The sequence below is a fragment of the Paracoccaceae bacterium genome, from assembly GCA_033344815.1.
GTDB lineage: Bacteria > Pseudomonadota > Alphaproteobacteria > Rhodobacterales > Rhodobacteraceae > Roseobacter.
Map to the genome: position 1 here is coordinate 4,979,733 of JAWPMR010000001.1, position 13,814 is coordinate 4,993,546.

The following is a 13,814-nucleotide window of genomic DNA, read 5'->3' on the forward strand; positions in this document are numbered from 1 at the left end:
CTGAGGCAGCACGCGTGAGTTGGACGTTGATATGCACCCCGGAGTAGTCAGCTTTTAGGAACCTTTTCCTATATCTGTCCTGGTCTGGACGACACGGAAGGGCAGGGGTTCAAGATCCTAATACCTGCCAATCACGAACGTTCACCTGTCTTTGCCCTCGGGGGCTAGTGCCCCAATTCTTGTGCAGTGTAGGTGCAACTTGAAATCGTCTTTTGTCTCGCTTCGACGGGCGTTTGGCGGTTGAGTGGGCTGGGTGAAATTGAAGAGCGTTGGAACCGCAAGACCTCGGAAGCCTGGCCAGACCTGCAACGCGACTTGTTCATGCGTCCTGCATTGCGCGGATCAAAGAATTAGTGAGTTCAAGGTCGCCTCGGGGCATTCTTTGATAAATGACTGTTCCGTTCGCCAGCCAATTCTGTTGAAAAACTCTTGCTTGATCGGGTGTCCGTTCGCTGATTCAATTCCTTAATTGGTTGGAGGATTTGGCGCTGATGGGAGCGAAACGAGAAGCTAAGGCGGCGCTATTTTACGAGTTTTCGCTTGAGGATCATGTCCCGCAAGATCACCTGCTGCGCTCGATTGATCGGTTCCTCGATCTGAACGACATCCGGGAATATTTGAATGAGTTCTATAGCCATACAGGCCGTACATCGATTGATCCCAAACTTCTGATCCGCATGCTGTTGGTGGGCTATTGCTTCGGTATCAGGTCAGAATGCCGTTTGTGCGAAGAGGTGCATCTGAACCTCGCATATCGCTGGTTTTGCCGGCTTGATTTAGTCGATCCGATCCCAAACCACTCGACCCTCTCAAAGAACCGACACGGGCGTTTTCGGGAAAGCAAACTGCTATGGCATCTGTTTGAGAAGACTGTTGCGCTGTGTATCGCAGATGGCTTGGTCAGCGGCCAGCGCCTTGCAGCAGACGCCAGTTTGATTGAGGCCGATGCGAACAAACAGAACTCGACGCCAAAGGAAGATTGGGATCGCTGTGCCATTGATCCGACCGATGCGCCGCGTGCCGTGAAGGAATATCTGGATGTCTTAGATGACGCAGCTTTTGGCGCAGCATCGGAGGTTGTGCCCAAGTTCACATCCCATTCTGATCCCGCCGGTCAGTGGACAGCGGCCCGCAAAGGCCCTGCATTCTTCAGTTGTTCGACCAACTACCTGATCGACACCGATCACAGCGTAATTGTTGACGTCGAAGGTACGAAATCAATCCGACAAGCTGAAGTCGGCTCTGTGCGAACCATGCTGGATCGCATCAAGAATATGCACAATATTTATCCCGAACGATTGATCGCAGACAGTGCCTATGGATCAGGACCGATGTTGGGCTGGCTGGTGGATCGCGATATCAAACCCCACATCCCTGTGCTGGATAAAGCAGGTCGCACAGATGGCACATGGTCCCGCACAGACTTTGAATGGGACCCTGAAAACAACCACTACGCTTGCCCAGAGGGCGAGCCGTCGAAACATTTCCGACGCGACTATTCTGAGTCCAACCGTGGGCCCACCGGCAAGGGCGTCGCCAAGTATCAAGCGCTCAAACACACCTGCAAAGCCTGTCCATCGAAGATGAAGTGCTGCCCAAAAGCAGAGGCGCGCAAGATCACCCGCGAAGAACATGAAGATGCCCGACAAGTCGCTCGCGACATCGCCAAGACAAAGCAATATACGATCTCAATGCGATTTCGAAAGAAAGTCGAGATGCTCTTTGCACATCTCAAACGCATCCTAGGGTTGGGACGGCTTCGACTTCGCGGCCCATGCGGGGCAAATGACGAATTCCTGCTCGCCGCAACCGCCCAAAACCTCCGCAAACTAGTCAAGATTTTTCCCGCACCGCAGCAAACGTGCAAAGCCTGATAAAAAAGGCGCTCAAACTTTATTTGGAACGCCACGTTCTGCACTCGCAAAAAGTTGTCTTTCTACAGAATCGGCGGGAAACAGACCTTCGCTGCAGGTGCGAGGTCAATGGCCCAATTGCGGACTTTCCCGTCTTTTGCTCACGCGGCTATTGCTAGCGCAGCATCCGTTAGCGGCTGCGGCACGCTCGCTGCTGCGTTGCAGTGAAAGTCATCAGATCGGTCGTTTAAATCCACGCTGAGCGACAAAACTCAAACGGTCCATTCGCCGCAGGCGGCTCCAACGATTCAATCGCGGAAAAACTGGACTTATGTAGTTGCGGCTATTTCTCAAGCAGATTGTCGTTGCGCATGCAGAGATTTTTTCACCGCACTGTGGCCAGATTCGGCAAACCGATCGTAGCCCAGAGGAAGCATTTAACACAAGCGACCCATTCCTGAAGGTCCTTGCCCTCAAAAGATCGTTCTGAGGTCGGTTATCTTGCTTGAAAGCCGATAAAGCGCGTGCGGGTCTGTTCGCCTCTAACGCTTCGGCGCATTACTGTTGCGTCGATAAAAGTGCCTCGACTTCTGCGCGACGTGGAAAACCAGACTCCAACAGAACACTTGCCTCGAGATTCATGGTGCCAGCCTCAATCTGGCCAGATCGCAGCTGCATGCGCCCCAAGAAAAAGCGGAGCCATGGGTCGTCGGGAGCAACTCTGATAGCGCGATTTAGCAGCGGCAGAACCTCACTGCCTTCGTCGTTTAGGGCCTTCGCAAGCGCGTATGTCCCCAGGACTGAGCCGTTATGTGGCAGCTTTGAATAGACGTAGTCCGCATGTACCAATGCCTCGTCAGCATGCTTGCCCGAACGGATCAACGCCATTGCTAGGTTGTTGGCCGCAACCACATTTCCTGGGTCGACTATGATTGCCTCTCGGTACAGACTTATTGCCTCGTCAGCGTTCTCCAATTCCTCGGCGACGTATCCACGAGCCACGAGAACCGGCGCCGTTCTGCGCTCAGACAGAGCTTCATCAAGGGTTGTGCGGGCCTCCTTGAGCAGACCAAGCCGCATCTGCGCATCGCTCAGCGCGACGAGAATCTCATATCTGCCTGCCTCTGCACGATCGAGGCCGCGCATGTACCAATAGCGGGCACCGATCTGGTCACCCGTTTCAGCGAAGAGGTTACCAAACCGAACCTCGGCCAGTGGCTGCGCGGGATGAAGCGCTTCAGCCTTTTGCAGGCTTGAATAAGCCGCATTGAAATCTGCAGCAGCAAACTGGTGTTCGCCAAGGAAATCCCAGACAAGGCGGTGCTCTGGGGCCAGTCGCGTTGCAGTAGCGTAGTAGTCGCGCGCCTTCTCCTGTTGACCCCTGAATTCATAGTAGCGACCGAGATTCAGCTTGGTGACAAAGAAGTCGGGGGCAAGTTCTTCGGCGCGTAGATAGGCTATCTCGGCCTCTTCAAGAGCCCGTGATCGCATCGCTTGCTCGGCACGGATGAGGTAGAAATGAGGGTTGGACGCATGCTTCTCCGATGCGGCCTCTAATTGTGCGCGGGTTGCCTCGGCATCGCCGAGGCCTTGCTGCACAAATACCTCTCGAACGTCGGCCATCACATCGTCGGGCGCATAGACCGGGTCAAGCTCGGCCGCCTGCGCCCAGTCCTCACGCGCTGCTTCTTTCATCCCGAGATGGTAAAGAACAGTGCCACGGCGATGAAGAAGAGCGGGCTCCTTTGGCCGTTCGGCAAGCGCAGCATCGAGCGCGTCGCGCATCTGTTGCAGAGGCGTTTCTGGTGTGACCTGCAGGTGCTCGGGAAGGTTTGGCGCGGGTGCCGGATTGAAGTTCAGGTCGACAGTTGCGGCCAGCGTGCCAAAAGGCAAAAGAGTAATAAGAATAATTGCAAAGAGACGCATCACAAACACCGTTACTTGTTTTAGGAAAATCCAGCATTGCCGGCATTGCCAGCGTCTGCCACAAAAACGGCCGGCCAATATGGCCAACCGTCGGTCGCATAGTGCAACATGTCAGGCGCGCCGTGCACGACGCAAGCCGAAGAGGGCCGCGATGCCGCCCAACAACAGCCATGCGGCTGCGGGAAGCGGAACCGCTGGAGGGGTATCTAAGGTGGTCAGCCGCACGTCCGACAATATCGGCGTAGCGGCGTTTGGCCCGCCTGGCCGTGTCAGAATTCCTCTGATCTGTGCGTACTGCCCTGTCAGACCCAGCGAGTCGCCACTGAGATACTCCGTCCAAAGCCCCCCCGCGAGGCCTGCAATCGTATCCGCCACGCGTACCTGCAAGTTGATGCTTGTACCGATGGGAACAGCGCCCTCTGCTTCTTCATTCCAGAACACTTTGTCCCACATGGCTCCGACGCCGCCGTCGATTGCACCCGACAACCAGGTTCCGGTTGGGTTCGTGATGCCACCAACCAGAGAACCTGTCATGTCAGAGTAATTGTAAGGCGAGGCACCCGCCCCGAGTTCAACCGTCAGGTCGACCGCGGCTACGCCGACCCCTCCAGCATCAGGATCAATACGCATAACGTCGTTGGACGCCAGATTGGTTACCCAGACCTTGCCATTACTATCCACCGACACACCGGTCGGGTAACCTCCGACAGCGATTTGTTGCAGAACGGTGCCATTGTTGTCCAACCGGGTCACGTTATTATTGTTACTGTTTGCGACCCAGATGTTGTTGTCAGCCGTCACTGCGACACCACGGCTGGCCGTATTTGTCCCCTGGCCGAGCGAATAGGTGCTGATAACGGTGCCCGCCGCGCTCAGTTTGGAGATGGTGCCGCTGTTATAGTGGCTGTTCCAGATATTGCCGTTGTTATCGACGGCCAAACCGTATGACGGTCCGCCAGTCGGAACGCTCCCGATATAGCTCGATCCGGGATCTGCTGCAGTAGTATCATACCGCGCAATCGTACTCGCGGACCAATCCGACGACCACAGGATGCCGTTTCCGTCGATCACGCCACCATAACCACCCTCACGCACAGTGCTGGTGGTCCCAACCTGCACCCCGGTATCGCCGTCATATTTGGCATGATTTCTGTTCCCAAGGCCACCGATCCAGACGTCGTTGTTTGCGTCGATGGCAACCGTGCGGTTGTTCGTACTGTCCGTGCGGATAAATTGTTTTATCGCCACATCCTGCGCCGTGCTTGTGCCGCCGTTCGTGTCGGCTCCACCGGCATTGGTCCACGCGAGTGCGTCGAACGTAGAGCCATTCCAGACCCCACTAGAGGTCGCTCCAGCACCTGGGGTCGAGGTGATCTTTGCTGCAGAGCCGCCGCCAGTGCTTGCATCGCGGTTCCCGACCCAGACGTCGCCATTGATGTCCACTGTCGTGCGGGACGGGTTGCCTGGTTGACCAATTGGCGCGGTTCGATACTCGCCAACCACGGCTCCGATGCCCGCAGCCGCATCGCTCAGCGACGACACCCCATCGGCATCCACATGGTCAGTGTCGATCAAGACGGCTGCATCACGCCCCGACGCCGCGACCCAGATAAAATCGAACTGCGTGACGATGTTCGGGTTAAGCTGTACCTGATTGTCGGCACCCGGAGGACCGCTATTCGTACTGCTATACGACCCGGTATCCCAGTCCGCGTCATTGGTGAATTTGAAACTATCCGCACCTGCTGTGCCGGCAGCAACCGTAAACGCAAGCGTGGTTGCCAATGCTGTTGAATGTCTCAATTTGAATCCCTCCACAATAATTACCCCAATGGCCTTCGAAAAAAATCACGAGTACCATTTAGTGTGTGAAGCCGCGGCTACGCACACATTTGCCAGAGTACAAAATGCTCAGCTTCATAAATTGATATTTATCAATATGTGAAAATCTCTTTAGAAACCTATGTCGCGCGGATTTGCAGTGGTCCTGCGCATGCGAAATGTAGCAGGATTGTCAACGAACCCTGTTCACTGGCTCGCTAAGGATGTTTGTGTCAGGCCATAACACACCTCAGCCTGATTTTGTGTTGCATTCACCCAAGTCAAGCAAGAAAACGCCAAAGCTCAGGCAATTCAACAGCGATGGCTTCCGCGCAGATTCTGTCTTTTGCCTTGATTGGCAATACACGGTGCGTCGAATTCAGCAACCGCTTTCAATAGCATGTGGTGACAGTGGGGAACTGTCTTGTCAGTGTGATCTGCTGCTGTCCCTTGCAAATAATCCGCCGACGTAAATGATCAATATCTGCTGCCGAGGTCGCGACGCGAGCGAAGCTATCGGTTAGATGGGGTGGGTGGATGAACACTGGTTTACAAGTAAAGGGGTGGAGCTGTAGGAGGAACCGACATGCAATTGTTGGAAGAGGCAGACCCTACCTTTTGGCGCAATCCGGCGCAAGAAAGCGTTTGCCAAATGGCGTCGAAAACAGCCTTGTTGCGATGTCGGAGGCCGACTATTTGGTGCTTCAAAGTTGAGATGCGTACCTATTCCTGGGCACGGGAGACATCGGTGCAAAGGTGGAGAGGCTCTGAAAAGCCCCGCGGCTTGTGAATGCGATGTCTGATACTCGCTGCGGTCCGCATGAATTACCGATCCTTTCGCTGATGCCGCATATTTGAGTCTGCGTGCACACGCAGCGAGAAAATCGAATTCACAGGTTGGGCTGACAGTGTTCATCAGAGGAACCTCTCAGGCATGCCGACCGCCGAAAACCGAGTGCCGCACCGCCGCTTCAAGCCTTTTTGCATTTTTCGGCGACGCAGCATTAACTCGATCAATGTTCATAAACCCATAATGAAGGTCAAGCGGATTGAGCTGCAAACACATTTTACTTACTGGCTGTTCGTGCGGCGGAAAATCGACGCTGCTGAAGGCTTTGAACCAACTGGGATATGCGACTGTATCAGAGCCGGGACGACGAATAATCGCGGACGAAACCGTTATGGGCGGCAAGGCTCTGCCATGGGTCGACATGAGGGCATTCGCGCTGCGTGCCGTCGAGATGGCGAGGTCGGATCTGGAAGCTGCCCATCAATATGAAAGCGTTGTCTTTTTTGACAGGGGTCTCATAGATGCAGCAATTGCTTTAGAGCATTCAGGTGGCCCATCAGTAAGGGAAACACTCGGCCAGACCCGCCCCTACGCGGAGTATGTTTTTGTGTTCCCACCTTGGGAAGAGCTTTATACGGGAGACACTGAACGCAGACATGATTTTAAAGCGGCGGTCCAAGAGTATCACCGTATTAATCAGGCGTTGGATGACCTCGGATACAGGATCAAAGAGATGCCTCTGACAACGGTTAGTGAGCGGGCTGATCTGATCATAAATGAGTGCAATGCTGTCTGATTTCTAGGTCCGGTTTGTCCGTACAGCCAACATCTACGTAGCTACAATAAGGAGCCAATGTCAGCTTCGAGCCCAACCTGTGAATCTGATTTTCTTGCTGCATGCGCACGCAGTGTAGTGTCTGACGTCAGCGCTTATGGATCCAAATAGGGTTATTTGCTAAGGGAGTGTTTGTTGCTCATCGTAACCACCGAGGAGTGGACGATGAGAAAGACAGCGAAGAGCCCTGGCGAGAAGATCGTCAAAGATATTAAACGTGCAACGCGCAAGCACTATTCATCTGAAGAGAAGATCAGGATCGTGTTGGATGGTCTGCGTGGTGAAAACAGCATTGCTGAGCTGTGCCGCCGTGAAGGGATATCGCAGGGCATCTACTACAAATGGTCGAAAGACTTCATGGAGGCCGGAAAGAAGCGGCTAGCTGGGGATACAGCACGCGCTGCGAACACTGATGAGGTCAAGGAACTGCGCCGCGAAGCCAAGGAGCTCAAAGAGGTGGTGGCAGAACAAACGCTCGAACTGCGTCTTCTCAAAAAAAGCATGCTCGGGCCCTCTCAGTGAATGCAAGACATTCACCTGCCGGGTAATAGATGGGGGCGACCACGAATGAGGTACCCCGCATCTGAGAAGCTTGAGATCATCCGGCTGGTCGAGGGGTCGCATCTGTCGGCCCGTCTGACATTAGCCAAGCTCGGCATTCCGCGCACCACGTTCTATCGCTGGTACGGCCGGTATCTTCAACGCGGTGAGGCTGGTCTGCAGGACCAATCGCCCAAGCCAAAGCATGTCTGGAACCGCGTGCCTGACGACGTGAAGCGCAAGGTTGTCGACTTCGCCTTGAAAGAGACAGAGCTGTCACCGCGCGAACTGGCAGTGACGTTCACGGATCAAGAGCGCTACTTTGTGTCAGAATCCACTGTCTATCGCGTGCTCAAAGCGCATGATCTGATCACCAGCCCAGCCTTCATCGTCATGAAAGCCGCCAGCGAGTTCAAAGACAAAACCACGGCCATCAATCAGCTTTGGCAGACCGACTTCACCTACATCAAGGTCCTTGGTTGGGGCTGGTTCTATCTCAGTACGGTTCTGGACGACTACAGTCGCTACATCGTCTCCTGGAAACTCTGCACGAACATGCGGGCCGAAGACGTGACCGATACACTGGACCTCGCGTTGCAAGCGTCTGGCTGTGATCAGGTCCATGTCGTTCACAAGCCACGTCTGCTCAGCGATAACGGATCAAGCTACGTCTCCGGGGATCTGGCGGAATGGTTGAAAGACAAAGGCATGAAGCACTCGCGCGGAGCCCCCTATCATCCGCAAACCCAAGGCAAGATCGAGCGGTGGCATCAAACCCTGAAGAACCGCATCTTGCTGGAAAACTACTTCCTGCCAGGTGACCTCGAAGCGCAAATCGAAGCCTTCGTCGATCATTACAATCATCAGCGATATCACGAGAGCATCAACAACGTCACACCTGCTGACGTCTACTTCGGGAGTGACAAAGCCATTCTAAAACAACGCGAAAAGATCAAACGAAAGACACTCGAAGCGCGACGCTTGCATCACCGCCAGCACGCCGCATAATCAAACCAACCAGATGAGCCAAACTCTCTCTTAGCTTAGGCCGCCTTTGGTGCCAAAAACCCTGACGACGGACAGGCTACGACATCCCGATGTAATTGCAACATTTGTTTTAACTCAATTGAAAAGGGGCTCGGGTGCGCTTGAAACGAACTGAAATGATGCACTGGCGGGATTGCATGCACTGCGGTAAGCGTCAGTAATAGAAGGAAAATCGAGTAATATCGTACCTTGGCGTATGTCTTGCGCCCCTGTGACGGACGGAACATTATTTCTATTTTCAATAATTTGGTGGGTGCCGTGTGCACTGTGTGTGCAACCTAATATCGCCTTCTGTCGCGCTCTATCGGGTGGTCTACGGTTCTACCTACTAACTCCTGCACCGCTTTGTTTCCGTCGGTAAAACCCGAACACCGAAGGGGACTATCTCTGTTTTTCAGAGATGTAGTGATCACGTCGTGGCAGGGTTGGGGATCGTTTGCGGGGAGGGCGTTAGTGAAACCTGTTTCAGAAGCCCGTTGGTAACTCCTCGCTCGCCAATTGCAGCGCATAGCCAAGCTGATATTGGATTATCATCAAGGAGCAATGCAAGAGTTCGAAAAATGCCGAGAGCACAGCGACAATCTCAGGCTTTGGTAAGGGTTATGTCTGCAAGGCTGGTCTCATTCAGTTCCTTTAGAAACGATGCCTCTGCCGCGCGGAGCCTTGATTTCAAACGACATCGTCCATCTAAAGTGCAGGTATTCGTCTCTTCGCTTAGACATTCAACCAACGGCTGATCCTCCTCGAGGAGACGCACAATTGTGCCAAGACGCAATTCGGATGGCGTTACTGCCATGACCGCACCTCCGCCCCCGCCGCGTTTTGTTTGTACGATCCCTTCACGTGAGAGCCGTTGCATGATTTTGCTCAGGTGGTTGCGGGACAAATTGAGTTCCTGTGCCAATTCCGCGGTCGAAAATGCCCGATCTGGCGCGCTGGCCATCCGCATCAACATCCGTAATCCATAGTCTGTAAAGGATGTCAGTCTCATTGCTATCCCGTTCTTGAATGGGTATTTACAATACCTATTACCAAGCGTATCGAAAGATACAAGCGAAAGCTTCCAAGGTCTCGTATATGAGCAGCACATCCGCACCGATCCGCAAATGGACGGGCGCCGCAATCTTAACTTACGGTTTTCGGCCCTTTTTCTTGGGGGCGGCCCTTTGGGCAGTCTTGGCAATGCTGCTCTGGATGCCGATGATCTCGGGTCTTATTACGCTGCCGACGGCTTTTGATGCTGTCTCATGGCACGCGCATGAGTTTCTGTTCGGATACCTAGCGGCAGTGGTCGCCGGGTTCTTGTTGACGGCAGTGCCCAATTGGACGGGCAGGTTGCCCATCGTTGGATGGCCGCTGGGCATGCTCGTAATCCTCTGGGTGCTGGGGCGGGTCGCGGTCGCGTTTTCGGCAGCGCTGTCGCCGCTTGTTGTGGCGCTGCTCGATCTTTCCATGCCAATTGCACTGGCCGGTGTCATTACCCGCGAAATCGTGGCAGGCAAGACTTGGCGCAACTTGCTGGTGCTTGGGATGCTGGTCATCCTTACGCTGGGCAGCGCTGTGTTCCACTGGGAAGCTGCCAAGGGTGCCTATGCCGCACAGGGGTACGGGATGCGGATCGGGCTGGGGGCAGGGATCATGATGATTGCTGTCATCGGCGGGCGCATCGTACCCTCATTCACGCGCAATTGGCTTGTAAAAAACACTTCAGAAATACTCCCGACTCCTCCTATGCAGACCTTTGACAAGATAGCGTTGCTCAGCTTGCTTGCGGCTCTCATCGCTTGGGTTTTCTTGCCTTCATCGGGTATTGCCGCTGTGTTGCTTGCCGTGGCTGGTGTGCTGCATCTTGTGCGGCTTACCCGCTGGGCAGGCATCCATACAAGAGGGGAACCGCTCGTGGCGATCCTGCATGTTGCCTACCTTCTCGTCCCGCTTGGCGCGATTGCATTGGTTGGCGAGATCGTTCTGCCGGGGTTGGCAGGCCTTGGGGCGGTGCAACACATATGGATGAGCGGGGCGGTCGGCCTTATGTCATTGGCCGTGATGACACGGGCAACCCTCGGGCATTCCGGACAGTCTCTGAAAGCCGGAGCCGGGACGGTCATGATCTACATTGGTATTTTGACGGCGACGATCCTGCGCGTCATTGCGGGTCTATGGCCTCTCTATGCATCCGTCTTGTACGGCGTTGCAGGCCTGATCTGGATCATGAGTTTTGCTGGATTTGCGGCCCTTTTTGGTCCACTGTTGTGGCGCGCTGCCCCGGCAAAGGCCATCTGATATGGGATGGGTGGAATTCGGTGCTGCCTTCGTGGCCTTTTTCCTCAGCCATTCGATACCAGTGCAGCCCCCCGTGCGCACAGTGCTGGTGCGCCACCTTGGGTCTCGTGGGTTCACGCTTGCCTATTCCGCGATGTCGCTTGCCATTCTCGCATGGCTGATCGTTGCGGCGGGGCGTGCACCCTATGTATCGCTCTGGGCGTGGGCCCCTTGGCAAAACCACATCGCAATGGCGGTAATGCTGGCTGTCTGTCTGTTCCTGGCTTTCGCGATTGCCACCCCAAATCCGTTTTCATTTGGCGGCTCGCACAACGAAAGGTTTGATCCCGATAACCCGGGCATTCTGCGTTTTTTGCGACACCCGCTTCTGGTGGTATTGGGTCTATGGGCCTTTGCTCATGTTTTACCGAACGGCAATCTGGCACATGTGATTCTGTTTGTCGTCTTTGCGGCATTCGCCTTGTTGGGGCAAAAGATTATCGACAGACGAAAGCAATGGCAGATGGGTGACGATTGGGACCGTCTTTGGGCACAAACGTGCGAGGCACGAATTGCGCTCCCACGGCAGTCGCTCATCCGGCTGATGCTGGCTCTGGGGATTTATGGTGTATCGCTGTGGTTGCACCCTGTCTTATTGGGGGTGAGCCCGCTGCCATAATCTACACACCACCAATGAGCAAAGGGTCGTCTGGGGTGATCCGATTGGGCAACAGTGTATGAAATTTCCGTTGTCGAAAACACACGCAGAGCCAAGATCACAAAGCGCAAGCGGTGATCGGTCATCAGGCGTCGTTTTCCCTTTGGGTTCTTATCGCACTATGCCATTCTTGAATGGCCAAACTGGCAGACCCACGAAGGAGAAGGATGTTTTAGCATTACTGCTCCAAAAATACCGGCAGGAGGAAAGCAGATGACGCAGCATGGGTTGTCAAGGCGCAGGGTCCTGCAGATTGCGGCAGCATTGCCAGTGGTGGGACTGTCCACTCGCGCAAAAGCGTCTGCGCCGGCCGCGTATTGGCGTGGAGTTGCTCTAGGTGCATCCTCCCAGATTGTGCTGGCAGGCCTGACCCAAGGGGAGGCAGCGCCTGTGTTCGCGCAGGTGCGTGACGAAGTTTCACGACTTGAGGGCATCTTTAGCCTGTTCCAGCGTCGTTCCGCTCTCTCGCTGTTGAACCAGACAGGCCATCTAGACGCGCCCGCGCCGGAACTCCTTGAGGTGTTGAGCTTGTCCCAAAGTGTTTGGAACGCTTCTTGTGGGGCATTTGATCCGACGATCCAGCCGACGTGGCAGGCGCGTTCGCGTGGGGCTAACCCCGCCCCCCATCGCAGCTTCAGCGATCTGCGGTTTAACGCCACGAAGGTGACTTTGGCACTGGGGATGGCGCTGACGTTCAATGGGATTGCGCAAGGCTATATCACTGACCGTATCACGGCCCTGCTTTCGCGTGCAGGTCTTGTCGATGCTGTCGTGGACGCGGGCGAACAGCGCGCAACTGGCCAACGTCCCGACGGCGGCCCGTGGCGTGTCGGCATTGCAAACCCTGCCGGTGTACTGCTGAAACAGGTCAGCCTTCGCGATCGGTCTTTGGCGACATCCTCGAGCTATGGCACGCGACTGGCGGGCGGCGCGGGCCACATCATTGACGCGCGCGATGGTCTGCCTGCAACGCGCTGGAGCACGGTCAGTGTGATGCATGACAGTGCCGCATTGGCCGATGCGCTTTCGACGGCGGCTTGTTGCCTGTCTGTCGGGGAAACCGACGCCATGCTCACCCACTTCCGCGATGCACGTCTGATCCTGCGCACGTAGGGGCGGGGTAGTCTCAGCGCTTGCTGATCAGGGCGCGTAGGGCTTCACGATCCTTGATCACGGCGTTCTGACCGCTTGTCTTTACGCCGTGTTGCTGCAATTCGGTGAAAGTCCGCGAAAGCTGTTGCGGGCTGGTTCCAATCTTTGCGGCAATCAGGGACTTGCTGAACGGTAAGGCAAATTGTTGGCCATCTCCGGTATTGTCAGAGTGCTGCAACAGAAATTTAGCCAGCCTTTCGCGGATTGTACGGGACTTGAGCCATTCCACATCATCCACCAACCCGTGCAATTTTTGAAAAAGCGCCGAGAGCGAATGTGTAAGGATCGCACGATTGCTCTGCATCAAATCGAGCAGCTGCGAGCCATTTATCGCAAGGGCGCGTATATCGGTCATGGCCTGACAGGACGCGGGATAAGCTTTGCCGAGCAAAGCAGGGGCCTCGGCCAAACAGTCACCTTTGTGAAATGACTCGACCAGCGTGTGCGACCCGTCGCTTTCATCGCGGGCGATCTGTGCCCAGCCATCCAGGATGAGGAACAAATTATCAGCCCGTTCGCCTTGCTCAAAGAGGTACTCCGAACGCTTCAATTTTGTCAGCGCCCCCCGCGCCGTGATGCTCGACAAATCCTCCTCGTTCATGGCGGAACACAAAACAGAATGTCGAAGTGCGTCACGGTCACTATCGTTCAGAAAAGCTAAGTTCACTGGGGAAGTCCTGAAGTTTCAAACATACCGGCACCCTACACTTTTGATAGGGATCGTAAACATCGCGCGCCCCAAGTTTGTCAGGTTGTTTTTACACTTTTGATCAGAATTGAGAATCCTCAAAGACAGGGTTTTGTTAACGATTAAGCTGGATCGCGTGGGGGTTTTTCTAGTTTCAGGTGAATCGCCAGACCACGCGTCGT

Annotated in this window: 9 protein-coding genes and 1 pseudogene; 6 read left to right on the forward strand and 4 right to left on the reverse strand. The window is 54.8% G+C overall.

The features are described from left to right. Nucleotides 1–488: 488 nt before the first annotated feature. Nucleotides 489–1,874, forward strand: a complete 1,386-nt coding sequence (locus R8G34_23130) for an IS1182 family transposase (GenBank protein MDW3225746.1) — start codon at nucleotides 489–491, stop codon at nucleotides 1,872–1,874. Between the two features lie 537 nt (nucleotides 1,875–2,411). Here the strand turns inward: R8G34_23130 and R8G34_23135 are convergent. Next, entirely contained in the window at nucleotides 2,412–3,779 is a 1,368-nt protein-coding gene (locus R8G34_23135; GenBank protein MDW3225747.1) for a tetratricopeptide repeat protein, read from the reverse strand. A gap of 111 nt (nucleotides 3,780–3,890) precedes the next feature. Continuing rightward, entirely contained in the window at nucleotides 3,891–5,582 is a 1,692-nt protein-coding gene (locus R8G34_23140) for a hypothetical protein (GenBank protein MDW3225748.1), read from the reverse strand. A gap of 1,067 nt (nucleotides 5,583–6,649) precedes the next feature. On the opposite strand from R8G34_23140, the gene R8G34_23145 reads away from it, so the two are divergent. After that, on the forward strand, nucleotides 6,650–7,186 hold the full coding sequence (locus R8G34_23145) for an AAA family ATPase (GenBank protein MDW3225749.1): 537 nt from the start codon (nucleotides 6,650–6,652) through the stop codon (nucleotides 7,184–7,186). A gap of 204 nt (nucleotides 7,187–7,390) precedes the next feature. After that, nucleotides 7,391–8,773: pseudogene (locus R8G34_23150) on the forward strand (IS3 family transposase). A 622-nt stretch (nucleotides 8,774–9,395) separates the two neighbouring features. Here R8G34_23150 and R8G34_23155 read toward each other — a convergent pair. Beyond that, complete coding sequence (locus R8G34_23155; protein MDW3225750.1) at nucleotides 9,396–9,803, reverse strand: Rrf2 family transcriptional regulator; 408 nt, start codon at nucleotides 9,801–9,803, stop codon at nucleotides 9,396–9,398. An 86-nt stretch (nucleotides 9,804–9,889) separates the two neighbouring features. On the opposite strand from R8G34_23155, the gene R8G34_23160 reads away from it, so the two are divergent. From R8G34_23160 to R8G34_23170, 3 genes are all read left to right on the forward strand, one after another. Further along, nucleotides 9,890–11,095 (forward strand): NnrS family protein, encoded by a 1,206-nt coding sequence (locus tag R8G34_23160; GenBank protein ID MDW3225751.1) that lies wholly within the window; start codon nucleotides 9,890–9,892, stop codon nucleotides 11,093–11,095. Nucleotide 11,096: 1 nt separating this feature from the next. Then, nucleotides 11,097–11,753 carry an NnrU family protein gene (locus R8G34_23165; GenBank protein ID MDW3225752.1) on the forward strand — a complete coding sequence of 219 codons (657 nt, stop codon included), beginning with the start codon at nucleotides 11,097–11,099 and terminating at the stop codon, nucleotides 11,751–11,753. Nucleotides 11,754–12,005: 252 nt separating this feature from the next. Beyond that, nucleotides 12,006–12,905 (forward strand): FAD:protein FMN transferase, encoded by a 900-nt coding sequence (locus R8G34_23170; GenBank protein ID MDW3225753.1) that lies wholly within the window; start codon nucleotides 12,006–12,008, stop codon nucleotides 12,903–12,905. Between the two features lie 13 nt (nucleotides 12,906–12,918). Here R8G34_23170 and R8G34_23175 read toward each other — a convergent pair whose 3' ends face one another. Continuing rightward, complete coding sequence (locus R8G34_23175) at nucleotides 12,919–13,611, reverse strand: Crp/Fnr family transcriptional regulator (GenBank protein MDW3225754.1); 693 nt, start codon at nucleotides 13,609–13,611, stop codon at nucleotides 12,919–12,921. Between the last annotated feature and the right edge of the window lie 203 nt (nucleotides 13,612–13,814).